The sequence below is a fragment of the Veillonella sp. 3627 genome (assembly GCF_003992195.1).
Taxonomy (GTDB): domain Bacteria; phylum Bacillota; class Negativicutes; order Veillonellales; family Veillonellaceae; genus F0422.
In genome coordinates this window covers 35,129-59,104 of sequence record NZ_RQVG01000010.1, presented here as the reverse complement: position 1 = coordinate 59,104, position 23,976 = coordinate 35,129, and the positions used below count along the sequence as shown (strand labels likewise).

General features: G+C 41.1%; 22 protein-coding genes, 1 pseudogene and 1 riboswitch. Of the genes and pseudogenes, 16 read left to right on the top strand and 7 right to left on the bottom strand.

The window, feature by feature from the left end; genetic code table 11:
• Positions 1–13 precede the first annotated feature (13 nt).
• The 4 genes from ychF to EO114_RS06240 all read right to left on the bottom strand — a co-directional run bounded on the left by ychF (position 14) and on the right by EO114_RS06240 (position 5,291).
• The gene (ychF, locus tag EO114_RS06255; protein WP_127062143.1) at positions 14–1,120 is read right to left on the bottom strand and encodes a redox-regulated ATPase YchF; all 1,107 of its coding nucleotides are present in this window, start codon (positions 1,118–1,120) and stop codon (positions 14–16) included.
• A 324-nt stretch (positions 1,121–1,444) separates the two neighbouring features.
• Entirely contained in the window at positions 1,445–2,419 is a 975-nt protein-coding gene (locus tag EO114_RS06250; protein WP_127062140.1) for a diaminopimelate dehydrogenase, read from the bottom strand.
• Positions 2,420–2,583: 164 nt separating this feature from the next.
• Complete coding sequence (locus EO114_RS06245) at positions 2,584–3,813, bottom strand: LL-diaminopimelate aminotransferase (RefSeq protein ID WP_127062137.1); 1,230 nt, start codon at positions 3,811–3,813, stop codon at positions 2,584–2,586.
• 140 nt (positions 3,814–3,953) lie between these two features.
• Positions 3,954–5,291, bottom strand: coding sequence for an MATE family efflux transporter (locus EO114_RS06240; RefSeq protein ID WP_127062135.1), 1,338 nt, complete (start codon positions 5,289–5,291; stop codon positions 3,954–3,956).
• 257 nt (positions 5,292–5,548) lie between these two features.
• Between EO114_RS06240 and EO114_RS06235 the strand changes: the two genes are divergently transcribed.
• Complete coding sequence (locus tag EO114_RS06235; RefSeq protein WP_164723786.1) at positions 5,549–6,355, top strand: ADP-ribosylglycohydrolase family protein; 807 nt, start codon at positions 5,549–5,551, stop codon at positions 6,353–6,355.
• A gap of 425 nt (positions 6,356–6,780) precedes the next feature.
• A riboswitch (cobalamin riboswitch) is annotated at positions 6,781–6,950 on the bottom strand.
• A gap of 295 nt (positions 6,951–7,245) precedes the next feature.
• Here EO114_RS06235 and EO114_RS06230 read toward each other — a convergent pair.
• The 3 genes from EO114_RS06230 to EO114_RS06220 are packed head-to-tail and all read right to left on the bottom strand — an operon-like array spanning position 7,246 to position 8,174.
• Positions 7,246–7,656 (bottom strand): DUF4236 domain-containing protein, encoded by a 411-nt coding sequence (locus tag EO114_RS06230; protein ID WP_127062130.1) that lies wholly within the window; start codon positions 7,654–7,656, stop codon positions 7,246–7,248.
• A gap of 15 nt (positions 7,657–7,671) precedes the next feature.
• Entirely contained in the window at positions 7,672–7,884 is a 213-nt protein-coding gene (locus EO114_RS06225) for a hypothetical protein (protein WP_127062128.1), read from the bottom strand.
• A 2-nt stretch (positions 7,885–7,886) separates the two neighbouring features.
• Positions 7,887–8,174, bottom strand: coding sequence for a rhodanese-like domain-containing protein (locus EO114_RS06220; protein ID WP_164723785.1), 288 nt, complete (start codon positions 8,172–8,174; stop codon positions 7,887–7,889).
• Between the two features lie 351 nt (positions 8,175–8,525).
• On the opposite strand from EO114_RS06220, the gene thrC reads away from it, so the two are divergent.
• The 15 genes and pseudogenes from thrC to dtd all read left to right on the top strand — a co-directional run bounded on the left by thrC (position 8,526) and on the right by dtd (position 23,974).
• Positions 8,526–10,025, top strand: coding sequence for a threonine synthase (gene thrC / locus EO114_RS06215; protein WP_127062123.1), 1,500 nt, complete (start codon positions 8,526–8,528; stop codon positions 10,023–10,025).
• A 7-nt stretch (positions 10,026–10,032) separates the two neighbouring features.
• A complete protein-coding gene (locus EO114_RS06210; RefSeq protein ID WP_009352991.1) occupies positions 10,033–10,890 on the top strand; it encodes a DMT family transporter in 858 nt (285 codons plus the stop codon).
• Between the two features lie 23 nt (positions 10,891–10,913).
• Positions 10,914–12,329 (top strand): decarboxylating NADP(+)-dependent phosphogluconate dehydrogenase, encoded by a 1,416-nt coding sequence (gene gnd / locus EO114_RS06205; protein WP_009352833.1) that lies wholly within the window; start codon positions 10,914–10,916, stop codon positions 12,327–12,329.
• A gap of 175 nt (positions 12,330–12,504) precedes the next feature.
• Complete coding sequence (locus EO114_RS06200; RefSeq protein WP_127062120.1) at positions 12,505–13,179, top strand: metal-dependent hydrolase; 675 nt, start codon at positions 12,505–12,507, stop codon at positions 13,177–13,179.
• Between the two features lie 246 nt (positions 13,180–13,425).
• Complete coding sequence (moaC, locus tag EO114_RS06195) at positions 13,426–13,896, top strand: cyclic pyranopterin monophosphate synthase MoaC (protein WP_009352949.1); 471 nt, start codon at positions 13,426–13,428, stop codon at positions 13,894–13,896.
• Between the two features lie 15 nt (positions 13,897–13,911).
• Positions 13,912–14,400 (top strand): tRNA (uridine(34)/cytosine(34)/5-carboxymethylaminomethyluridine(34)-2'-O)-methyltransferase TrmL, encoded by a 489-nt coding sequence (trmL, locus tag EO114_RS06190; protein ID WP_127062118.1) that lies wholly within the window; start codon positions 13,912–13,914, stop codon positions 14,398–14,400.
• 190 nt (positions 14,401–14,590) lie between these two features.
• Positions 14,591–14,941 (top strand): YlbF family regulator, encoded by a 351-nt coding sequence (locus tag EO114_RS06185; RefSeq protein ID WP_127062116.1) that lies wholly within the window; start codon positions 14,591–14,593, stop codon positions 14,939–14,941.
• Between the two features lies 1 nt (position 14,942).
• A pseudogene (gene murB / locus EO114_RS07985) lies at positions 14,943–15,845 on the top strand (UDP-N-acetylmuramate dehydrogenase); the annotation flags it as partial.
• Entirely contained in the window at positions 15,828–16,385 is a 558-nt protein-coding gene (locus EO114_RS07980) for an N-acetyltransferase (protein ID WP_240629068.1), read from the top strand. The pseudogene murB and the gene EO114_RS07980, both read left to right, overlap by 18 nt.
• 125 nt (positions 16,386–16,510) lie before the next feature.
• Positions 16,511–16,951 (top strand): 50S ribosomal protein L13, encoded by a 441-nt coding sequence (rplM, locus tag EO114_RS06175; protein ID WP_009352918.1) that lies wholly within the window; start codon positions 16,511–16,513, stop codon positions 16,949–16,951.
• A gap of 21 nt (positions 16,952–16,972) precedes the next feature.
• Positions 16,973–17,365, top strand: a complete 393-nt coding sequence (rpsI, locus tag EO114_RS06170) for a 30S ribosomal protein S9 (RefSeq protein ID WP_009352806.1) — start codon at positions 16,973–16,975, stop codon at positions 17,363–17,365.
• Between the two features lie 91 nt (positions 17,366–17,456).
• A complete protein-coding gene (locus tag EO114_RS06165) occupies positions 17,457–18,857 on the top strand; it encodes a DASS family sodium-coupled anion symporter (protein ID WP_126940562.1) in 1,401 nt (466 codons plus the stop codon).
• A gap of 439 nt (positions 18,858–19,296) precedes the next feature.
• Positions 19,297–21,303, top strand: coding sequence for a single-stranded-DNA-specific exonuclease RecJ (gene recJ, locus EO114_RS06160; RefSeq protein ID WP_127062111.1), 2,007 nt, complete (start codon positions 19,297–19,299; stop codon positions 21,301–21,303).
• A gap of 65 nt (positions 21,304–21,368) precedes the next feature.
• Positions 21,369–23,528 carry a bifunctional (p)ppGpp synthetase/guanosine-3',5'-bis(diphosphate) 3'-pyrophosphohydrolase gene (locus EO114_RS06155; protein WP_370447308.1) on the top strand — a complete coding sequence of 720 codons (2,160 nt, stop codon included), beginning with the start codon at positions 21,369–21,371 and terminating at the stop codon, positions 23,526–23,528.
• Entirely contained in the window at positions 23,525–23,974 is a 450-nt protein-coding gene (dtd, locus tag EO114_RS06150) for a D-aminoacyl-tRNA deacylase (protein ID WP_009352832.1), read from the top strand. The genes EO114_RS06155 and dtd overlap by 4 nt, the downstream gene beginning before the upstream one ends.
• Positions 23,975–23,976: the final 2 nt, after the last annotated feature.

The following is a 23,976-nucleotide window of genomic DNA, read 5'->3' as shown; positions in this document are numbered from 1 at the left end:
TGTTAGTAGGTTATTATACGTTGAAGCGGAAATGTGTTACATCGCCGTCTTTCATAATATAGTCTTTGCCTTCTAGGCGAACAAGACCTTTTTCCTTGGCCGCATTTTGGCTACCGCAAGCTTCTAAATCGTCAAAGGATACGATTTCCGCACGAATGAAGCCTTTTTCGATATCGGAGTGGATTTTACCAGCTGCTTGTGGAGCTTTTGTGCCTTCCACGATAGTCCAGGCACGAGCTTCCATTTCACCAGCTGTGAAGTAGTTAATTAAACCTAATAAGGAGTAACTAGCTTTGATTAATTTCGTTAAGCCACTTTCTTCTAAGCCAAGGTCAGCTAAGAAAGCAGTTGCTTCTTCGTCGGATAATTCAGCGATTTCAGATTCGATACGAGCAGATACTACAACTACACCAGAGCCTTCTTTCGCTGCATACTCTTCTACTTGTTTGACAAATTCGTTGCCAGAGTAGTCGGATACTTCATCTTCTCCCACATTGGCTACGTATAAAGATTTTTTTGCTGTCAATAAGGTTAAATCTTTTAAAATCTCTAGCTCATCTTCTGTTAAACCTTGGGCACGAACAGGGATAGCATCGCCTAATGCAGCAGATACTTTTTCTAAAATAGGTGCTTCCACACGAGCATCTTTGTCACCAGATTTTGCTAATTTAGCAATACGTTGTAAGCGTTTATCTACGCTTTCAAGGTCAGCTAAGCAAAGTTCAGTGTTGATGATTTCAATATCGCGAACAGGATCTACAGAACCAGCCACATGTGTGATGTTAGGGTCATCGAAACAACGGATGACTTGTGCAATGGCATCGACTTGGCGAATGTGGCTTAAGAATTTGTTGCCCAAACCTTCCCCTTTGGATGCACCAGCCACAAGGCCGGCGATGTCTACAAAACGCATAGCAGCAGGTAAGATGCGTTTAGAACCGAACATCTCAGCCAACACCGCTAAACGAGCGTCGGGTACGTCTACCACGCCTACATTTGGTTCGATGGTACAGAAAGGGTAGTTTGCCGCTTCTGCGCCAGCCTTTGTAATAGCATTAAACAATGTACTTTTTCCGACATTTGGAAGGCCTACAATGCCTACTTCTAAATTTGTGCTCATGTGTGGGTAACTCCTTTGTTGGTTGCGATAAATTATTAAAGTAATATAAATGCCTAACGATATAAGGTTTAGTGGACCTTAACACGTTAGGCATTTCGTGTTCCATCATTCGAGATGAGCCTAACGCCTAGTGCACGTTGAGGGCTCTCTTTTTACAGTCATAGTATACCATAATTGCATATAGACTGCCAATAGATTTATATAAAATATAAAAATAGAGGAATGTTGATACTTCTTGATCAACGTTCCTCTATTTTATTGGGTGCTATTTTGTTACAGCCTCGTGTATCTCATGAACGAAGATACTATTATCAAACGTATATCTTATAGATAATGGGCACGTAATTCTTCAGCGGATTTTGGAGATAACCAAGCTGGTGCGATATCGAATACTGTGAAAGCACCGCGACCACCATGTGCTGCTAAGCGATGTACGCCACGAGCGAAGGCTACTAATACAGCACCAGTAAATTCAGGGTTAGAATCTAATTGTAAACCGAATTCGTAGATGTGTTTTGTACCTGTTGTAGTTTCGCCACTGCGGATCACAAGGCCACCATGTGGGATGCCTTTGTGGTTGGTATCCAATTCTTCTTGGGAGATGAATGTTACAGTTGTCTCATAGCCAACGAAGTAGTTAGGCATAGTTTTGATTTCATTTTCAATGCGAGCTGCGTCAGCGCCTTCTTCCAATACTACATAGCATTCACGAAGATGAGAAGAAGTAGCTGTCACTTCTGGTGTTTCACCATTGCGGATAGCAGAGATAATTTCTTGTTTAGGCACTGTGTATTGACGAGCATCTGCTACGCCTTCGATACGACGGATCGCGTCGGAATGACCTTGGGATACGCCACGGCCCCAGAACGTGTAGGAATCGCCTTGTGGTAAGATACTTTCAGCGTACACACGTTGCAAGGAAAACATGCCAGGGTCCCAACCGCAAGAGATTAATGCTGCTGTGCCAGCTTCTTGGGCTACTTTGCGCACATTTTCGAAATGTTCAGGGATGCGAGCATGTGTGTCAAAGCTGTCGATCACATTGAAATGCGCTGCTAAAGCAGGAGTTTGGTCGATTAGGTCTGTAGCACTACCGCCGCATAATACCATGACATCGATTTTGCCTTTGAAAGATTCTGCTTCTTCCATTGTGTAGCTAGGAACGCCACTAACAGTTTGTAAACCAGAACGGCGAGAGAATACGCCTACTAATTCCATATCTGGTTGTAATGCTACAGCCGCTTCTACACCGCGACCAAGATTGCCGTATCCAACGATACCAATACGAATGTTGCTCATTGTTACTTCCTTTCGTGAAAGTTGATACTTTCATTAATATTAATGCTATACGAACTGTAATGTAAGATTACAGTATATGATGAAATAAAATAGGGAGGATTATATCCGCTATTTTTCGCATGTACCATTATAGCGAAAAATTCTCATAGAGAAAAGGGGGGATATTAAAATTGTAATGTTTTAATGCGATCGACTGCACGAATGGTGTTTTCTCGACTGCCGAATGCAGTGAGACGTAAATAGCCTTCGCCTTCTGGACCAAAGCCAGAACCAGGAGTGCTTACAATGTGTACCTTTTCTAATAGGGTATCGAATAAGTCCCAGCTAGTCATGCCTTTTGGTGCTTGAATCCAAATGTATGGAGCATCAACACCACCAAATACAGTTAGACCAATGGCTTCTAAGCCTTCACGGATAATGCGAGCATTTTCCATGTAGTAAGCGATGTGTTCTTTAATTTGTGCACGACCTTCTGGTGTGTAAACAGCAGCAGCACCACGTTGAATGATGTAAGGAACACCATTGAATTTTGTGGTCTGGCGACGATTCCACATTGGGTTCAGAGGAACACGTTTGCCTTCTGCGTTCTTTGCAGTTACTTCGTGAGGCACTACAGTGTAGGCGCAACGAGTACCAGTGAATCCGGCTGTTTTAGAGAAAGAACGGAACTCGATAGCCACTTTACGAGCACCGTCAATTTCATAGATGGAACGAACGGTGTCTGTGGATGTGATGAAAGCTTCATAAGCGGAGTCGAACATTAAGATCGCTTCGTTATCTTTACACCACTGTACCCATTCCGCCAAACGAGCACGGCTTAATACAGTGCCAGTTGGGTTGTTAGGGCAGCAAAGATAGACGATATCTACTCGTTCTTTTGGGAATGCCGGTGAGAAATGATTCTCCGCATTGGTTGGTAAATATACCACTTTTTCGTAGATGCCGTCGATAGCTTTACCAGTGCGACCACTCATCACATTAGAATCTAAATATACAGGGTATACAGGGTCAGTAATAGCGATGATATTATTTTCAGAGAAAATTTCCTGAATATTGCCCACATCAGATTTAGCACCGTCAGATACGAAGATTTCATCAGCTTGAATAGTAATGCCTAGGGGGGCATAATCGCCTTCAACGATGGCATTGCGCAAGAAATCGTAGCCTTGCTCAGGGCCATAACCTCGGAATGTATCGGCAGAACCCATTTCTTCTACTGCAGCGTGCATAGCTTCAATGACAGCTGGCACAAGAGGGCGTGTCACATCGCCAATACCAAGGCGAATAATGTCTGCTTCAGGGTGACTTTCTTTGAAAGCTTCTACTTTGCGTGCAATATTTGCGAATAAATAAGAACCTTGTAGATTTTCATAATTTGGATTTATAGTAGCCATAGGAGCTCCTTCTGTTATACATCAATAATGATACATTTATATATAGTTTAAATTGCATTTCTATATTCTATAGTATTTAAAAAGATATGTCAAAGCAAAAAAATGGAGCCGTTCTAAGAACAGCTCCGTAAGAGATATAGTTATATTTCTAATAGTTTTCTTTGTACTCTCCGTAGTCGATACATATAACATAGTGCAGCAGTGGAGGTACTAGTTAATAATCCAATCCAAACGGAATAAGGACCGAAGTCTGTAAATGTGTAACAAAGGTAAGCTACAGGCACGGTAACACCCCAATAGGTGCCGATAGCAATGATCGATACACTTGTCACATCCCGGTACGCACGGAGCACGCCTTGTAACGGAGTGCCTAGAGCATCGATGATGGTGAAGAACACTGCGTAGGAGATGAAACTTTCAATTAAAGGAATCATGTGCTCCTCATTGGTGAAAAGTTCTGCTAAGTAATCGATGTGGGTAAAGGAATAGGTGCCAATGCAAAGTGCGATAAAGATTGCTACACCACGGGTGATCCATGTATAGGTGACGGCTTGTTCGTATCGTTTGGCGCCTAATTCATAGGCGATAACAATGGTGGAAGCCATGCTCAAACTAAGAGGAAAGGAGAAGGTAACTCCTAGAAAACTAGCTGCAGCTTGGTGGGCTGCAATGATGTCAGTACCGAAGTTGGCCATGGAGATACCGGCGGCACTGAAAATACTGATTTCCGCAAAGATAGACAATCCAATAGGGATACCCAAAGATAATTGGTCGCGAATGAGTACCCAACTAGGCCCTGTGAAAGAGGACCAAAACTGATAGTGTTTAAACTTCTTGTGATACGTAATCATTCCAAGGTAGCAGAACATCATATACCAATAGGCGATGACTGTTGCGATGCCAGCACCAAATCCGCCAAGGGCGGGAATAGGGCCAAGACCTGGAATGAAGATAGCATTACCGATGGACTGAATTAATACGCTACTACTAATGATATATAAAGAATATTGTGTATTGCCATGAGCGTCGACGATGTACCGAAAGGCGGACATGATCATCATCGCAGGAAAGGCGACGCACATAGCGTACATATATTGTAGGCATACCGTTTTGGCAGCGGGTTCGATACCGAGTATATCTAGCAAGGGGGAAAGACCCATCAGGGTGGCTACAATAAGACCTGTGGCAAAAATAAGCCCTAAATAGACATTTTGCCACATAATAGAAGCGATAGATTCTGTTTTTTTAGCGCCTAAAGCGTGAGATACGATAGGAGTGACTCCTAGAAGAATTCCAGTGAGACCAAAAAAGGCTGCTACCCATAAATTATAGCCCATAGCCATGCCGGCCAGATCCACTGTACTATACTGCCCCGTTAAGGTGACAGCTACGAAGCTGCCGAGAATTAATGAAACTTGTGTTGCTGTGACGGGGGCAGCCACTAAACAAAAGTGTTTTATCATCGAAAATAAAGACATAGTGCCTCCCAAAAACAAACTTACTTATGATATTAATAATGTTAATAACATTTAATTCTATCACTTTCTACACTATATGTCTATATCTCTTGAGGGGTATTGTCCCTTAAAAAGACATGGTGTATAATGGTAACAATTCAGTTATATCAATAGATGTAATGAGGTATATTGCGGAAAAATCACAGATGTATATAATTTTTGCATACATCTATGTAATTATCGCAATGAGTTTGGTGGAAACACCGGAAAGGAGTTCTATGTTAGGAGCAATCATTGGAGATATGGCGGGCTCAATCTATGAGTTCAATAATATCAAAAGCAGAGACTTCGAGTTTTTGTCAGAGGCTTGTAAGCCTACAGATGATTCGATTTTAACATGTGCTATTGCACGAGCTTTAATTGATGTAAAAGGAAGGGGGACACATTTACAACGAGCTACTATCTATCGTATGAAAGAATATTTTCTTTCCAATCCATTACCGATGGGCGGATTTGGTGCAAAATTTTTCCGATGGGGGTTATCTGATGTGACTGAGCCCTATGGTAGTTGGGGTAATGGAGCAGCGATGCGTATTAGCCCTGTGGCTTACGTAGGGAATAGTGAAATGGAAGTCAAGTTGTTGAGCCAAATTGTAACAGGTACCACCCATAATGATCCGGAAGGATTAAAAGGTGGAGAAGTGACGGCTTTAGCCGTGTTCAAAGCACTTCATGGAGCGACGAAAGAAGAAATTCAAGAAATGGTACGATCCTATTATCCTGGTGAGTACAGTGTGGAAGAGTTGCATAAGACTTATAGGTTTGAGCCAAGCTGTCAAAAAACAGTGCCAGAAGGAATGCAATGTTTCTTTGAAAGTGAAGACTATGAATCGGCTATTCGCAATGTAATGTACATCGGTGGTGACTGTGATACATTGGGTGCCATTGTCGGTGCTGTAGCGGGGGCCTATTATGGAATCCCAGAATGGATCCAAGAAAAAGCCTTATCCATAATGCCGGACTATATGGCGGAAGATTATGAAGACTTCAAAGCAATGTATATGGACAAAGAAAAAACCCTCTAAAGCTAGCGCTGGACACGCATATTGCCTTTGAGGGTATGATACAAGGGGCCGGAATCCCCTATGCAATTGTATTGTACCATGTGAAAGGCAATGACGATAGAGAGAAAATAGAATTATGATAAAAATATGGGAGGCTACTCGTATGTGAGTGGTCTCCCTATTTACTATTGACGCAAAAAAAAGAACCTGCCCACCGGCAGGTTCTTTTTAGGATGATGATGTACGCCCATACAAAATCATGACAACTATATCAACACTTTGAGTGCTAATACCATAATGGTGAATTCACTTGGCCATGATAAGGCGATCATCAATATGTGACGTATCCCATACAACGCATATTGTAGTAATAAAAAATCCTTTTTCTTGTATTTTGGAGTATCAGAAAAAGGCCTTTGATTCTCCTCCCTATCTCTCGTAGGTCAAGTGGTGAATGATGAATAGGCAGTTCTCCTGACTCAGCTTCAACGCGCCTCCAGCCTTCCCAGTTTCCCAGTGACATAATTGGATTTGCTCTGCTTTACAGTGGCGGGACCGTGCCAGACTTTAACTGGCTTCTCTATTATGCTTTCGCACCTATTCCCGAATGTTTGATTGTATGTGTGTATTGTACTCTTTTAGTTTTTCGATGTCAAGAACAAGATGAATAAGTATGACTAATTTATAAGAATAGAGGTATATGTATGATATATATTACAAAATGTAATATATGGGGTGGTGTTGCTTAGTTCTATAAGTATGGGCATCATATTTAAAAATTCCTTTAAGGGTTGAAGAGATTATTGTAATGTCAATAAAAAGGACTGTGGTGCTATACAAATGCATAGCACTACAGTCATAGTATATGGTTGTTGTTAATTTTATTCTAGAATCATAGCGTAACTGTATAGTTAAACGATGTAGATAGCAAAAGCAATTACCAATATAATTATAAGTATACAACCGCAGCCTGCTACAGAGGAAGGTTCCTCTAAGGTCTCTGTATCCGCTGGATTAGGGTTGTCAGAGGGTGCAGGTAATAAATTATAATTGCACTTAGGACAATTGGGCCAAGCTTTTCTCATGTGGTGACCACAATAGGGGCAAACAGGGGTATAAGGAATAGAACCATTGTTGTTATATCGGTGATAAGATGTGTAAGATAGACCGCTGCCTGGAAGGCCTACAGTTGTTCTGACTCCATCTTTACCTAGAGTGATTTTTGCGCCTCGTGGACCTATACTAGTGCTTATGCCCTTCTTTCCCAAATTAAGGCGAATACCAGGTGCAATTTTTAAGGTTCTTCTAAACCGAAATCTCATACGTTTACCTTTGCATTAACATGTACAAGTTGGAGAGGTAGTGCCATCATTACATTTTACAGAACCATTGCTGTTGCAACCAGCTACACCACCATGGTGAGAACAACAGCCTCGTTTGGCGATCATAGTGCCATTCGTCGCAGGTTGATCAAAGGCGGAGAATACGTCTAGGTTAGATTGAAAGCCTAGGAACAGTGCCATGATTGTTAAGATACATAGTTTTTTCATTTTTAAGACCTCCTTGTGGTAAGATGATTGTCTGTAATAATATCCCAACCATCTTCTAATACATATACATTTTCATACCCTTCGCGATCCATTATTTCAGCTAAGGCTATGGAATGTTCATCGTGAGGACAGGAACAAAATACGATGTACTTTTTCTTTTTGTCAGACGTTTTTAAGAAATTATTGATAATTAGTAAGTTTTGAGGGTTTATCCATATAGCTCCTGGCATATCTTCATCCAATAGTTCTTTTGCATGAGAACTACGGATATCTATATAAGTAGCTGACATATCTAAATCGGAAGTGGTTTGGTAAGCATAATTTGTTAAATGACAAAAGAACATTGTAAAAAATATGAGCAATAGTTTTTTCAAATGAAGCACCAACTTTTTAGAATGATAAAATCTTATAGCGGATATAATAAATCCACCGTTTTAAATTAATACCTTCTTCATAGTATAGTACTTTATAGTAGAATTGACAATTTAAAACGATGTCTTGACTTTCTAGTTATGTTCTCAATCTATGATGTATAGGTAGTATTACTAGATGATAGTGCGCCTTTTCTTGCTAAATAGATAGCATTAATTTATAATGAATGAAGATAATACAATATATTGTGTAATATAAAGGATGATGAGATGAAGTATACAAGTACGCGCAGTCATGAAACGGTGAGTGAAACCTTTGCGTTGCTCCATGGATTGGCAAGTGATGGCGGTTTATATGTGCCGGCGGAGTTTCCGGAACAATGTTTGTCCTACCGCGATGTAGCAGACAAGAGTTATGAAGAAATTGCACTGGTTGTGTTGAGTAAGTTATTTACGACTTTCACAGAAGCGGAATTAGAAACGATGATTCGTAGTGCCTATAATACGGTGAACTTCGATACACCAGATATGGCGCCTATGCATTCCTTGTTAGAGCGAGTATCCGTGTTGGAGTTGTTCCACGGTCGCACCCAAGCTTTTAAAGATATGGCCTTATCTTTGTTCCCATACTTATTGGTGGCAGCAAAGGAAGCGGAAAAAGAAACAAAAGAAGTGTTGATATTGACAGCTACCTCTGGTGATACAGGAAAAGCAGCCTTAGAAGGATTCAAAGATGTACCAGGCACACACATTCAAGTGTTCTTCCCAACGGATGGCGTTAGCCCTATGCAACAAGAGCAAATGCAAAAGCAAGAAGGTGCAAATGTCAATGTAACAGCCATCGAAGGTAACTTTGATGATGCTCAACAATTTTTGAAGCGTCTCTTTGTGGATGCTGATGTGGCGAAGGAAGTGGCAGACAAAGGAGTGAAGTTCTCTTCTGCTAACTCTATTAATATCGGCCGTCTAGCGCCACAAGTGGTGTACTATGTGGCAGCCTATGCTGAATTGGTAAATACGGGGGCTATCCACGAAGATGAAGTGTTTAATGTGGTGGTGCCAACAGGCAACTTCGGCAATATTTTGGCCGCTTACTATGCAAAACGCATGGGTATTCCGGTTGGTAAATTAATTTGTGCATCCAATCAAAACAATGTGCTCGCAGATTTCTTCAGCACTGGTACCTATGATATGAACCGTCCGTTCTATACAACCATCTCTCCGTCTATGGATATTTTGGAAAGTTCTAACTTTGAACGGTTTATTTATTATGTGAGCGGTGAAAATGCAGAATTGACAGCTGAGCGTATGAAAGCACTGAAAGGAGAGGGCAAATTCTCTGTCACTCCAGAAGAACTACAAGCGGTGCAAAAAGAGTTTGCTGGCGCCTATGTAGACGATGACATGACAAAGGCTGTAATCGAGCAAGTGTACAATTCCTATGGCTATGTAATGGATCCGCACACAGCGGTGGCGATGGGAGCTTATATGAAAGAGCTAGAGGCTCATCCTGAAGATGGTCACCGTCATACGGTGATTGCTTCCACGGCGCATCCTTTCAAATTCCCAACACCGATTTGTGAAGCCTTGGATATCAAAGTAGGATCAACTCCTTATGAAAGCTTAGACAATATTTCGGCAGTCACAGGCGTAGGTTGTCCGAAACAATTGGCAGAGTTGCAACATAAGCCATTGCGTTTCACCAAGGTGATTCCAAAAGAAGCTATGAAAGAAGAAATTCTATCCTTTGTGGATACTTTCAAACAATAGGTGACCTATGGTACAAGCATTTTTCTTTTCCCTCATGTCATCTTTCGCCTTCAGTATTATGAATTTATTTGTGAAACTTCTAGGCGATGGTATGCCGGCGGCAGAGGTGACATTTTTCAGAGGGCTCATAGGAACAATTGCCGTACTCATAGTGATGCGACAAAAAGGAATTTCCTTTTCCACGGAACATCGAGGGCTATTAACCTTACGTGGTATCTTCGGTGGATTAGGAAATTTAAGTAATTTCATTGCATTAGTCTATATGACGATGGCAGATGCATCCATACTATTTCAATTATCAGGTATATTCGTCCTGATTTTTAGCAACTTTGTGTTGAAAGAAAAATTGCCTGATGGATCTGCTAAATGGTTAGGATTGATCTTCTTAGCCGTTGTGTATATGATTCAACCTTGGAATTTATCGGGATTGCATTGGTATTCTTTTATTGCCATTGCAGGAGCAGCCTTATCGGCGGCGGCCTATACAACGATTCGCACCATTAGCTTAAAGGGTGGTCACAGTTCCTATGAAATCATGTTTTATTTTTTAGTCACCACCATGCTAGTAGGCGGTATCGTGATGATACCAGATTTTGTGTGGCCTAATGCAACACAAGCATTGTATTTAGGGATTATCGGAGCCATTTCCGTAGTGGCGCAATTCTTCCTAACTGGTGCGTTTGTGGCAACCAATGCAGTAGTGGCACAATTTATGCAATATGTAGGGGTGTTCTTTAACTCCTTCTGGGGATTTATCGTCTTCGGAGAAAACCTAGCCTTGGCAACCGTCATCGCAGGTATTATTATGTTTAGTTCATCAGTGATGTTGGCTCGTTTGAAAGAAGAACAAGCTCACACACGGTAGTCAATCAAGAAAGAGGTATGACGATGAGTGAAAAATTATATCAATTTGGTCTAGTTGGTTTGGCTGTTATGGGACAAAACTTGGCCCGCAACATTGCCCGTCATGGATTCAGCATTGCAGTGTACAACCGTACACCACAAAAAACAGACGATTTTGTAGCCAACTATAGCCACGAAGGAACAATCGGCGGAGCACATACTCCAGAAGAGTTTGTAGCGATGTTAGAAAAACCTCGTAAAATCATGTTCTTGGTGAAAGCAGGTCAACCTGTGGACGACATGATCGAAGCATTCTTGCCATACTTGGACCAAGGCGATACATTAATTGATGGCGGTAATTCCCATTATCCAGATACGATCCGTCGTACAAAATACTTAGAATCCAAAGGTTTCCGTTTCTTAGGAGTTGGCGTATCTGGTGGTGAAGAAGGGGCTTTAAATGGTCCAAGCTTGATGCCAGGTGGCAACGAAGCTTCCTACAATGAATTGGCGCCTATTTTTACATCCATTGCAGCCCAAGTGGCAGACGGTCCTTGCTGCACATATGTAGGTGATGACGGTGCAGGTCACTATGTAAAAATGGTGCACAATGGTATCGAATACGGTGATATGCAATTAATTTCCGAAGCCTACTTCATGATGAAAGAATTACTTCGCATGAGCGATGATGAAATCGGCGATGTATTTGCGAAATGGAATACAGGACTATTAGATTCCTACCTCATTGAAATCACAGCTAAAATTATGAAAGTAAAAGATACGGATGGAACTCCATTAGTAGAAAAAATCTTGGACAAAGCTGGTCAAAAAGGTACTGGTAAATGGACTAGCCAAGAAGGTTTAGACCTTGGAGTGCCAATCCCAACCATCGCGGAAGCAGTGTTCGCTCGTGCTATGTCCGCTTACAAATCTGAACGTGTGTTGGCAGAACCAGTATTAGCAGGCCCTACAGAAGTCTTTGAAGGTGACAAAGAAGCCTTAGTAGATGCTATCCATTCTGCCTTATATGCGTCTAAAATTTGCTCCTATGCACAAGGTTTTGCGTTGATTAAAGCAGCAGCAAAAGAATATAATTGGAATATCAATTTTGGTGATATGGCGTTATTGTGGCGCGGTGGTTGCATTATCCGTGCTGCTTTCTTAGAAGACATTAAAAAAGCCTTCACAAATAACCCAGAGTTGAATAACTTGATGTTGGATCCATTCTTCGCAGAAGCGTTACAAACACATCAAGCAAAATGGCGTGAAGCGATCATTGCTGCGAAACGTTACGGTATCCCAACACCTGCTTTCAGTGCATCCTTAGATTACTTCGATTCTTATCGTCGTGGTGTATTGCCAGCAAATCTAATCCAAGGACAACGTGACTTCTTCGGTGCTCATACATACGAACGTACAGACAAAGAAGGCACATTCCATACAGAGTGGGCGGAAGCGTAACTACTATATAGCTAGATTTTGTAACATGAATATATAGCAAACATCCCTAGGTGGCGGCCTAGGGATGTTGACTTTTATGTATACATGCTCTTTATCTTGCGACCAGCTTTCTATGAATGATATAATTTACTTAACAAATATTGTTGGACTAAGATAATCTGAGGGAGGTATTCTTATGAGCAATGTAACGTTAACGTATTATGGTCATGCTACGTTTGCTTTGAGCAATGGTGATGTAACGTTGGTATGTGATCCGTTCTTTACGGGCAATACATGGGATGTGGCAAAGGCAGAGGATATAGAGTGTCAATATATTTTTGTATCCCACGGTCATGATGATCATTATGGTGATACCGATGTGATTGCCAAGAAGAATGATGCCCTTGTGATCTCCACAGCAGAGGTAGCTCGAAAAGCCGCTGAAGCAGGGGCTCGTAGCCATGCGATGCATTTAGGTGGAAAGTTTAATTTCCCATTTGGTTCCATCCGTTTAACACCAGCTTTTCATGGGTCTGGTGTGCCAGGTGGTCATGCGGCAGGTGTGATCATTGAGTTTTTTGGTAAACGTGTGTACTTTGCTGGGGATACGGCATTGTTCAGCGATATGAAATTAATCAGTCGCCATGGTGAAATCGACTATGCCTTGCTACCAATTGGCGATAACTTTACTATGGGTGTGGAAGATGCGGTGACAGCGGCATCTTGGATTCAAGCGAATACAACGATTCCAATTCATTACAAAACATGGCCTGTCATCGATAAAGAACCAGCAACCTTTGTGGCGTTGTTAGAAGCAAAACATAAACAAGCTGGACTTGTGGTAGATCCAGGTCAAACTATCGAGCTATAATATAAGGAATATGAAAAATAAATAGTTCCTTGGTTCCTTGAACAAATAAAAATTACAGAAGAGATAGAAATGTATCATTGGGATACGGATCTTGATAGCAGAGAATATGAAATATTTCTACATAAAAGGATTGTCACTAGCATATGCTAATGTGGCAATCCTTTTTGCGTAGACTCTTTTCTCTAACATAGATTACTGACGTCAATCCCTTCTCTATGGTATAATGAAATTCACATGGAGGTATCTATGAAATTAACACATTTTGATGAAGGCGGTAATGCGCATATGGTGGATGTGTCCCAAAAGGATCATACAGAGCGCGTAGCTGTAGCAGAAGGGTTTATTACGCTCAGTGAGGAAGCTTTTAGTATTGTGGCTAGTGGGAATGTCAAAAAAGGTGATGTGTTAGCAGTGGCACAATTGGCAGCCATCATGGGAGCGAAACAAACGTCTAACCTCATTCCGTTATGCCATCCATTGGCGTTGACGAAGGTGAGTGTAGACTGCTCTTTAGTAGAAGAACAACGTGCTGTATGTATTCGTAGTACAGTGAAAACTACGGGACCTACAGGGGTGGAAATGGAAGCGTTAACAGCAGTTCAAGTTGGATTGTTAACTGTCTATGATATGGTGAAAGCCGTCGATAAAACTATGACCATTGGTCCTGTGTATCTTGTGGAAAAACAAGGCGGTAAAAGCGGACATTTTAAGCGATAAGATAGTAGGTGAATCATGGAAATTGTATTAGTAGAACCGGAAATTCCTGGTAATACAGGCAATATTGCACGCCTTTGTGCAGCAAATCATATGACACTACATTTGGTGGAACCTTTGGGGTTTTCCATTGAAGATAAATATTTAAAACGAGCAGGTCTTGATTATTGGCATCTAGTAGATGTAAAAATACATAAGTCCTTGGATGAAGTGTATGAACAATATAAAGATCGGCGTTTTTGGTATGCTACGACAAAGGCCGCCCATACCCACGCAGAAGTGCAATATGAAATTGGAGATATGCTCGTGTTTGGTAAAGAAACAAAAGGTTTGCCAGAAGAAATTGTGGCAGCCAATCCAGACACATGCATTCGCATTCCGATGATTGATGAAGCGCGGTCTTTGAATTTATCGAATGCGGTGGCAATCATTGCCTATGAAGCTATGCGCCAACTGGATTTCCCAGATTTGCAGGCCGTTGGACCAAGTGTATCTATTGAGGTGTAACCTCTTGATAGTAGGTATTGGTCTATAGAAAATACTAAATATAGTAAGTCTAATCATACAATATAGCCTATATAGTGAAATATCATAAACTTTCATAGAATGACCAAAGATTAGATAATATAGACTGTATAGCATACACAATATATGAAAGAATATAAGAATGAAATCCTAATAGGATGGAGGAGGAATTATGAATTACGATTTAGCATATGAATTACAAAAAGCAATGCGCGACAGCGAAGAATATAGAGAGATGATGGCAGCCCAAGAGGCAATTAAAGACGACCAAGCAGCAAAAGACATGGTGGAAGAATTTATGTCTTTACAAATGCAACTGGAATATGCAAAAATTGCAGATGCTCCTGAAGCGGAAGAGTTATTGAAAAAATTAGAAGGCTTATTGCCAATGGTACAAGCTAATTCTGGTGCAAATGCGTACTTAACAGCCCATGCACGTTGGACACAAGTGGCGAATGATATTTATCGAATCATTAGTGAACCAATCACTGAAGGCATGAAAATTTTAGAAAAGGCAAACTAATATGAGTGCTGTATGGGAAGCATTGCAACAGGTGATTCCGTTGGATCGCATTCAAAGGGATGCGCTGTTAGCACCTTTCACGACTTTTCAGATAGGAGGACCTGCGGATCTACTTGTACTACCTCGTTCTATACAAGAATTGCAGGATTGCATGCGTGTATTACATACTCATAACATAGAACCTTTTGTGCTAGGCCTAGGATCTAATGTGTTGATTCAAGATGGAGGCATGCGTGGCGTCGTTCTTTGCTTGAAAGAATTGCAAGAGGAGCAACACCGCAACGGTACAACCATTACTATGAGCGCTGGGTATACTTTGAAAGAAGTATCCGAATATGCTCAACGTGAAAGTTTGAGCGGCTTAGAATTTGCCATCGGCATTCCTGGTAGTTTAGGTGGTGCTGTATTCATGAATGCAGGTGCCTATGATGGAGAGATGGATCAAGTGGTAACCAGTGTAGATGCTGTAGATATGCAGGGACACTTGCACCACTATAGCCGAGAAGAATTGCAGTTTGCCTATCGTCATAGCCGCTTTCACGAGAACCATGAAATCATTGTTCGTGTGACTATGGAATTACAGGAAGGAAATCCTGAGGATATCCAAGGACGGATGGATGATCTTACTGAAAAACGAGAGTCTAAACAACCATTGGAACATGCTAGCGCAGGATCTACCTTCAAGCGCCCACCGGGATATTATGCAGGAACTTTGATTGACCAAACAGGATTGAAAGGGTTATCCGTAGGACCTGCAGAGGTATCTATGAAGCATGCTGGATTTGTGGTCAATCGTGGAGGCGCTACAGCCAATGATGTGCTAGGTGTGATTCATGAGGTCCAAAAACGGATTCATGCAGCTCATGGGGTGCAGTTGGAACCAGAGGTGCGCATCCTAGGGGAATCTCGTGAACCAATAGGTTCTGTAGTCGCCATTGTGAGAGCTCAAGAGAGAGATATTCCAGCATTGTCTAACTTGTGTGCAGACACATTTAGAGAAACTTTCAGTCATGATAATACAGAAGAGGAATTACAGGCTTTCTTTGATGAGGCTTATAACCATGATGTATTGAAACGTGAGTTGGACCATGACGAGAGTGAAACATATCTAGCTTACGTAGATGATGTGTTGGTAGGGTATTTGAAAATAAACTGGGGCGACGCACAAACAGAGCGTAAATTAGAGAATGCCTTTGAAGTGCAACGCCTATATGTGCTCAAAGAGTACCATGGACAAGGTGTGGGTAAAGCCTTATTGGAAAAAGCTTTGCGCATCGCTGAGTCTGGTGACTTTGATTGGGCTTGGCTTGGCGTTTGGGAGAAAAATTATAAAGCCCAACATTTTTATAAACGCTATGGATTTGAAAAATTTGGAGAACACCAATTTGTTGTGACTCCAGAGAAGACAGATATCGATTGGTTGTTGAAGAAATCTTTGCGATAATCCTTGACATATCCATTGCATTTTGAGTATAATATTTCGGTAAGCAATTTGTACGGACTTCCACTAGCCCCGGAAGGTGGCAATTGCTTCTGTTAATACATTCTTGTTATTAGGAGGAAAGCAGCATGAAAACTACATTTATGGCCAATGCGAACAATATTGAACGCAAATGGTATGTTGTTGACGCTGAAGGTAAAACTTTAGGACGTCTTGCTGCCGAAGTTGCTAAAGTTCTTCGGGGCAAACATAAACCAACTTTTACACCACATGCAGACACTGGTGACCACGTTATCGTTGTGAACGCAGAAAAAGTTCGTGTAACAGGTAAAAAATTATTACAAAAAGAATATTTCCGTCATTCTGGTTATCCAGGCGGATCCCGTTTCACTACACTTGCTATGATGTTGGAAAAACATCCTGAACGTGTAATCGAAATGGCAGTTAAAGGTATGCTTCCAAAAAATAAATTGGGTGCACAACAATACCGTAAATTGAATGTATACGCTGGCGCAGAGCATCCACATGCTGCTCAAAAACCAGAAGTTTTGGAATTAGATATCCGTTAATACCGGGAGGAGGAACATATAATGGCAGTAGCACAATACTACGGCACTGGTCGTAGAAAATCTTCCGTTGCTAGAGTTCGTCTGGTACCGGGTACAGGTAAAATCACTGTAAACAAACGCGAATTAAATGAATATTTCGGTCGTCAAACTCTTGAGTTGATTGTTAAACAACCATTGGTATTAACAAACACTTTAGAACAATACGACGTTGTGGCAACTGTAGCTGGTGGTGGCCCATCCGGTCAAGCTGGTGCAATTCGTCACGGTGTGTCTCGTGCATTACTAGAAGTTGATGGCGAACTTCGTCAAGGTCTTAAAAAGGCTGGCTTCTTGACTCGTGACCCACGTATGAAAGAACGTAAAAAATACGGTCTTAAAAAAGCTCGTAAAGCATCTCAATTCTCCAAACGTTAATTTGGCGATTACAGAACCCAGTACCCTTATGGTGCTGGGTTTTTTGTTACCTCTGGAGGATCTGTGTTAATAGAGAAAGGAAGGATACTACATGGATAAACTACTAAGACTATTGGGAGTGGTAGCTGTGGCACTGATCATATGGTATTTGCCACATACGCCAGAAATTTCAGATCAAGGATGGCATTTATTAGCTATCTTTACAGCTACTATTGTGGGCTTTATACTACGACCATATCCCACTGGGGTAATGGCATTTATGGGATCTGCGGCGGCAGTCGCTACTAGTTCGATTAAGATGAATGAAGCGTTATTAGGCTATGCAGAGCCTAATGTATGGCTTATCGTGTCGGCTATCTTCTTTTCTAGAGGAATTATTAACTCTGGATTAGGGCGACGCATTGCGTATACCTTAATTCATTGGTTCGGTACGAGTACCTTGCGTTTAGCCTATGCCTTGGCGATGACAGATTTAATTATTTCTCCGGCTACTCCATCTAATACTGCTCGTGGAGGTGGTATTATCTATCCTATCGTGCAAAATATTTCTATGGCCTTTGATTCGAGACCAGGAGAAACGGCACGTCGCATGGGAGCCTACCTAATGACTACGGCTCACACAGTAAATGCCTGTACAGTGACTGTATTCTTGACCGCTTGTAGTGGTAACTTGTTGATTACATCTTTAGGAGCAAAATTATTTGGCTACACTGTGACATGGTGGGAGTGGTTTTTAGCAGGAGCTTTGCCTGGTTTGCTCAGTATGGTTATCATGCCTTGGTTTATTTATAAGATTTACCCACCTGAAATCAAAGAAACACCAGAAGCTCCAGCTATGGCTCGTGAAGAGTTAGATAAACTAGGTCCGATCACGACGATGGAAAAAAAGGTAGCAGCTATCTTTGTGGGGGCAATTCTACTCTGGTCTACTACGACAATTACGGGTTTACATGCGACGGTCATTGCGATTATGGCCGTACTAGCCTGTGTCATTAGCGAATGTCTTACATGGGATGATATTTTGAAAGAAACCACAGGTTGGGATATTTTAATCTGGATGGGTACTCTAGTAGGTATGGCTGGATTGCTTGGTAAATTAGGCGTTGTAGCTGTCTTTGCAAAATTCGTCAGCACTATGTTAGGTGGTATGTCTTGGGAGTGGGCGGCATTGATTATTTCGTTAGTCTTTGTATACTCGCAGTATTTCTTCGCCAGTGGTACCGCTCGTATTACAGCCTTATTTTCTGCCTTTGCGTCTATCTTAATTGCCTTGGGAGCACCAATTCCTTATGCGATTTTAATGTTTGGCTTGATGAATAGCCCCGGCTGTACGTTGACACATTATAGCTCTGGGGTAACGCCAATCTTCTTTGGCAGTCACTACGTGCCACAAGTGACCTGGTGGAAAGTAGGATTTTATATTTCCGTATTGAATTATATCTTCCATTTCTTCTTTGGTAACTTAAGCATGAAGTTATTTGGAATCATCTAAGATGATGTAGATAGGGAAATACTTCCAGTGTAGTCATCGTAGTGCATGAGTAGATGATTTCTTTGTAATGATGGTAGTATATGGCTTCATAGAAGTGATGGATGTCATATTCTGCATAATTAGAATTAGGACAGGTTTTACATTAGGTTGTACTGAAATGCTGTATGTGCATTTGGGTACAACCTTTTTTGGTTTTATGCTAAATGTGTGGGATGCTCATATACGAAGAGCCCTCACATTTGTTATGGTGGGGTTTTAGAGTTTGAAATTGATAATTGAAGAGTGAAGAAATTTAATTATAAACACTACTTTTGTCATAAGATGTAATAATAAAGGTAAATTATTATATTTTTAATAATGATACTTATTGAAAATGCTTGGACTTTCATGTATAATAATGATAATGATAATGAAAGAAATATCCCTCCAAGAGGTACGTATGAAAATAGATAAACGAAAAGGCAAACGTTGGAAAATTGCCGAACATCAAAAAGAAATAGAATCTCAATTGACCTCTGGATTAGCAGTGCATCCTATTGTTTCTCATTTATTGGCAAACCGTGGGATTACCACTGTAGAAGAAGGTCGAACATTCTTATATAGCACAATGGATGATTTATTAGATCCTTTTATGTTAAAAGGAATGGCACAGGCTGTGGAAGAAATCGAAAGAGTCTTAGACATGAATGGGTCCATTGTCATTTACGGAGATTATGATGTAGATGGTATTACGGCTACATCACTAATGTACCGATTTTTTTCGCGATTAGGAGCGAATGTAACTTATTATATTCCAGAGCGACAAAGTGAAGGATATGGTCTCAACTTAGAAGCTTTGGAATATTTGATTGCTCAAAAAACAGATTTAATTATTTCGGTAGATTGCGGTATTAGTTCCTATGATATTGTAGAAGCTGTGAGAGATCGCGTGTCTATGATTATTACAGACCATCATACATCACCGCCGCAAATACCAAGGGCTACAGCGGTGGTTAACCATAAACAGCCAGAGTGTCCCTATACAGATAAAAACTTATCTGGCGTAGGTGTGGCATTCAAAGTCTGCCAAGCTTTATGGAAGCGTCGTACTGGTGAAGAATATCGAGAAGACTTAGATATTGTAGCTTTGGGCACGGTTGCTGATGTAGTTCCCTTAGTGGGAGAAAATCGGATTATCGTCCGTGAAGGTTTGCGTAAGATGACAGAGTCTCCCAATGTAGGGATTCAAGCCTTAGTGCAAGTGGCCGGTTTAGAAGGAAAAGTACTATCTGCAGGCCATATTGGGTTTACCTTAGCACCAAGATTAAATGCAGCAGGACGGGTGACGCATGCGACACGAGCTGTAGAATTACTGATTACCACAGACCTAGTTGAGGCCATGGAAATTGCAGAAGAGTTGCAAGAAACAAATACGGAGCGACAACAGATTGAACGAGCTATTTTTGAAGAAGCGTATCAATCGGTATTAGCACAAGGAAGTTTGGCGGATCAATGTATTGTAGTGGCAGGCGAAGGCTGGCATCCTGGAGTTATCGGTATCGTTGCGTCCCGTTTGGTAGAAGCCTTTTATAAACCGACTATGGTGATTAGTATTCATGATGGAATTGGTAAAGGCTCCTGTCGTAGTATTGATCATTGTAATATGTATGATATGTTAACCTTTGCGGGAGATACATTAATACAGTTTGGTGGACATGCACAGGCGGCAGGATTTAGTGTACAAGCAGAGCATATTGATGCCTTACGTGAAAAAGCTAGTGAGTTTTGCCGTAAACAATTAACAGAAGAAGATTATATTCCCATTGTCACCGTTGATGGTGCTATGCATAGCGATGATATTAGCATTGAGTTAATTGATCAAATAGCTACTTTAGAGCCTTATGGTATGGGGAATAGTACGCCTGTGTTTGCACTTCCTAAGATTCGTGTGCAGAATCTGTACCCTATGGGATTTCAAAAAAATCATTGTAAAATTATCTTGCAAGGTCAACAGGGCCCCATTGATGCGGTGGCTTGGCAAGGGGCACATTATATGCAGGAAATCTTTGCAGATGACCCTGTAAAAGTAGCATTTTCTTTGCAGAAAAATGAATGGCAAGGCGTGGTGATGCCACAACTCATTGTGCAAGACTTGGAACCACTTTCACAACAAAGAGAACGACTAGAAGTAGATAGCTTACGCAAGATGTATACTGTGGTAAAACATATTTTCCGGTCTCCCACAGCACCAAAGTATATAGTGGAGCGAGAAGCGTTAGAGTGTAAGCCACAAGAAATGACTTCGCGAGAAGCAATCCTTGCTTTAGATGTATTTAAAGATTTAGGCATTCTAAAAGAGGAAGCATTGGATGATGGACGTCATGTATATCGCTGGGTGAATGTGCAACAAAAGTTGGAACTTCACACATCGTTGACGTTTATGACTTATAGTCAGGAGGGATCATAATGGTAAGTACTATAAGTACCCCTCAGGAGCATACATTTAATAAAGAACGAGAATATGGACAATTTATGGACCGTGTTCGGTCCTATTTACCAGAAGAAGACTGGCCAGTCATAGAGCGTGCGTTTGCACTGGCAGATAAAGCGCATGCTCCACAAAAACGGGCTTCTGGAGAACCGTATATCTTGCACCCTTTAGGGGTTGCCACCATATTGAGCGAACTACAAATTGATCGATCTACCTTGGTATCTGCTTTATTACATGATGTAGTGGAAGATACAGAGATAAGCTTAGAGGAAATAGAAGAACAATTTGGACCAGAAGTGGCATTCTTGGTAGATGGGGTTACAAAACTAAATCAATTTCAGTATCAAACAAAAGAAGAACAGCAAATTGAAAATTATCGAAAGATGATTTTGGCCATGGCAAAAGATGTGCGCGTAGTGGTCATCAAGCTAGGGGACCGATTACACAATATGCGTACCTTAAAGCATATGCGTCCTGATAAACAACAACGCATAGCCCAAGAAACATTAGAAATTTTTGCGCCATTGGCACATCGCTTAGGTATTTTTAATATTAAATGGGAACTAGAGGACTTATCGTTCCGCTATTTAGAACCAGAAAAATATTATGACCTAGTACAACAGATGAGTGAAAAACGACAAGCTCGTGAGGATATTGTAAATGATACTATGAATACTTTGAAAGATGCTTTGGAACATGCTCATATTAAAGCAGATGTAAAAGGTCGTCCAAAACACTTTTATAGTATTTATAAGAAAATGAAAAAGGACAATCGAGATTTATCTCAAATTTATGATTTGTATGCCGTTCGAGTCATCGTAGATACGATTCCAGATTGTTATGCCGTGCTAGGTACAGTACATAGTTTGTGGAAACCTTTGCCGTATCGCTTTAAAGATTACATTGCGATGCCGAAGTCGAATATGTATCAATCCTTGCATACCACAGTTATCGGTACAAAAGGTCAGCCTGTAGAAATTCAAATTCGTACTTGGGATATGCATCGTGTGTCTGAATATGGTGTAGCCGCCCATTGGCGATATAAGGAAGGTAATAAAGGGAAAGCAGAAGCTGATTTTGATGCAAAGGTAGGCTGGATTCGTCATGTTCTTGAGTGGCAAGATGCAAGCGATCCGAAAGAATTGCTTAACGCTTTGAAACTGGATGTCTTTACAGGGGAAGTATTCGTCTTTACCCCAAAAGGTGACGTTATGAAGTTGCCAAAAGGCACTGTACCACTGGATTTTGCGTATCGTGTTCATACCGATGTGGGAAATAAATGCGTAGGAGCTAAAATTAATGGCAAGATTGTTCCTCTAGATTATGAACTGCAAAATGGGGACATCGTTGAAATCGTCACTTCTAAAAATGGGAAACCACGGTTAGACTGGTTAAATATTGTCGGCTCTACAGAAAGTAAGACAAAGATTCGAAACTGGTTTAAGCGTGAAAATAAAGAAGAAAATATCGTCAAAGGTCGCGAACTATTAGAAAAAGAAGCGAAACGCTTAGGCTATGATTGGAAGGACTTAACAAAAAATGGTCGCCTAGAAAAGATTGGAAAATCTTTGAATGCTGGCGGCGAAGCTGAGCTGTACTCTGCCGTTGGATTTGGTGGACTTTCAGTGAATACAGTATTGCTCAGATTAGTGGACATTCATAAGCAGGAAGTCGCTAAGGAAGAGCAGCGAAAAGATACGATGGCTGTCATCGACCGTCTTAAAGTACATCAAGGAAAATCTAAGAAAAGTAGCAGTGGTGTTCTTGTAAAAGGTGAAGCTGGTGTGATGGTTCGTATGGCTCGTTGCTGTAATCCTGTACCAGGAGACGACATTATTGGCTATATTACGAGAGGCCGAGGCGTTTCTGTACATCGTGCAGATTGTACCAATATTGGTCATACCCCAGATGATTTGAATCGTATGATAGAAGTCGATTGGGAAGGAGCTACACAGGATCAATTCCAAGTAAGTGTGTCCGTGCATGCCTATGATCGCAGTGGTTTGTTAATGGAAGTGATGGCAGTCTTGTCAGAAATGAAAATTAACATTTCCAATATTAATGCGAAAACTGACGATGCAAAAGATGTAACGATCCATTTAATGCTAGACATTAAAGATTTGTCACAACTCGATTATGTGATGACGAAATTGCGCCGAGTGAAAGATGTATATTCAGTCCATCGAGGAGGGAAAGCATGAGAGCCGTTGTACAACGTGTGAGTTCTTCTTCGGTTACCGTAGATGAGTCTGTTATTGGTAGTACGAAGCAAGGTCTTTTAGTACTAGTAGGCGTAACAGATACGGATACAATAGAGGATGTACAATATATTTGTGAAAAGGTAAGCCACTTACGCATTTTTGAAGATGAACAGGATAAGATGAACCTATCCGTATTAGATGTAGGTGGTGAGGTGTGCGTAGTTTCGCAATTCACTCTCTACGGAGATGCGCGTAAGGGGCGTCGACCGAATTTTATGAAAGCAGCTCCACCAGAGATGGCAGAGCGCTTATATTTGGAGCTAGTAGAGGCTTTCAAAGGAAAAGGCTTAATCGTGAGTACAGGTCAATTTCAAGCTCATATGCAAGTAGCATTGGTCAATGATGGACCTGTGACGATTCTATTAGAGAGTAGTAAAGAGTTTTAATG

What these genes read in the sequence shown, in the direction of transcription:
- EO114_RS06155 (WP_370447308.1), top strand. Translation starts at nt 21,369, where the DNA reads ATGGACCGTGTTCGGTCCTATTTACCAGAAGAAGACTGGCCAGTCATA.
- EO114_RS06230 (WP_127062130.1), bottom strand. Translation starts at nt 7,656, where the DNA reads ATGAGATTTCGGTTTAGAAGAACCTTAAAAATTGCACCTGGTATTCGC.
- EO114_RS06185 (WP_127062116.1), top strand. Translation starts at nt 14,591, where the DNA reads ATGAATTACGATTTAGCATATGAATTACAAAAAGCAATGCGCGACAGC.
- trmL (WP_127062118.1), top strand. Translation starts at nt 13,912, where the DNA reads ATGGAAATTGTATTAGTAGAACCGGAAATTCCTGGTAATACAGGCAAT.
- EO114_RS06210 (WP_009352991.1), top strand. Translation starts at nt 10,033, where the DNA reads ATGGTACAAGCATTTTTCTTTTCCCTCATGTCATCTTTCGCCTTCAGT.
- gnd (WP_009352833.1), top strand. Translation starts at nt 10,914, where the DNA reads ATGAGTGAAAAATTATATCAATTTGGTCTAGTTGGTTTGGCTGTTATG.
- EO114_RS06220 (WP_164723785.1), bottom strand. Translation starts at nt 8,174, where the DNA reads ATGTCAGCTACTTATATAGATATCCGTAGTTCTCATGCAAAAGAACTA.
- EO114_RS06250 (WP_127062140.1), bottom strand. Translation starts at nt 2,419, where the DNA reads ATGAGCAACATTCGTATTGGTATCGTTGGATACGGCAATCTTGGTCGC.
- EO114_RS06235 (WP_164723786.1), top strand. Translation starts at nt 5,549, where the DNA reads ATGTTAGGAGCAATCATTGGAGATATGGCGGGCTCAATCTATGAGTTC.
- EO114_RS06245 (WP_127062137.1), bottom strand. Translation starts at nt 3,813, where the DNA reads ATGGCTACTATAAATCCAAATTATGAAAATCTACAAGGTTCTTATTTA.
- EO114_RS06240 (WP_127062135.1), bottom strand. Translation starts at nt 5,291, where the DNA reads ATGTCTTTATTTTCGATGATAAAACACTTTTGTTTAGTGGCTGCCCCC.
- ychF (WP_127062143.1), bottom strand. Translation starts at nt 1,120, where the DNA reads ATGAGCACAAATTTAGAAGTAGGCATTGTAGGCCTTCCAAATGTCGGA.
- dtd (WP_009352832.1), top strand. Translation starts at nt 23,525, where the DNA reads ATGAGAGCCGTTGTACAACGTGTGAGTTCTTCTTCGGTTACCGTAGAT.
- moaC (WP_009352949.1), top strand. Translation starts at nt 13,426, where the DNA reads ATGAAATTAACACATTTTGATGAAGGCGGTAATGCGCATATGGTGGAT.
- EO114_RS06200 (WP_127062120.1), top strand. Translation starts at nt 12,505, where the DNA reads ATGAGCAATGTAACGTTAACGTATTATGGTCATGCTACGTTTGCTTTG.
- rpsI (WP_009352806.1), top strand. Translation starts at nt 16,973, where the DNA reads ATGGCAGTAGCACAATACTACGGCACTGGTCGTAGAAAATCTTCCGTT.
- thrC (WP_127062123.1), top strand. Translation starts at nt 8,526, where the DNA reads ATGAAGTATACAAGTACGCGCAGTCATGAAACGGTGAGTGAAACCTTT.
- rplM (WP_009352918.1), top strand. Translation starts at nt 16,511, where the DNA reads ATGAAAACTACATTTATGGCCAATGCGAACAATATTGAACGCAAATGG.
- EO114_RS06165 (WP_126940562.1), top strand. Translation starts at nt 17,457, where the DNA reads ATGGATAAACTACTAAGACTATTGGGAGTGGTAGCTGTGGCACTGATC.
- EO114_RS06225 (WP_127062128.1), bottom strand. Translation starts at nt 7,884, where the DNA reads ATGAAAAAACTATGTATCTTAACAATCATGGCACTGTTCCTAGGCTTT.
- recJ (WP_127062111.1), top strand. Translation starts at nt 19,297, where the DNA reads ATGAAAATAGATAAACGAAAAGGCAAACGTTGGAAAATTGCCGAACAT.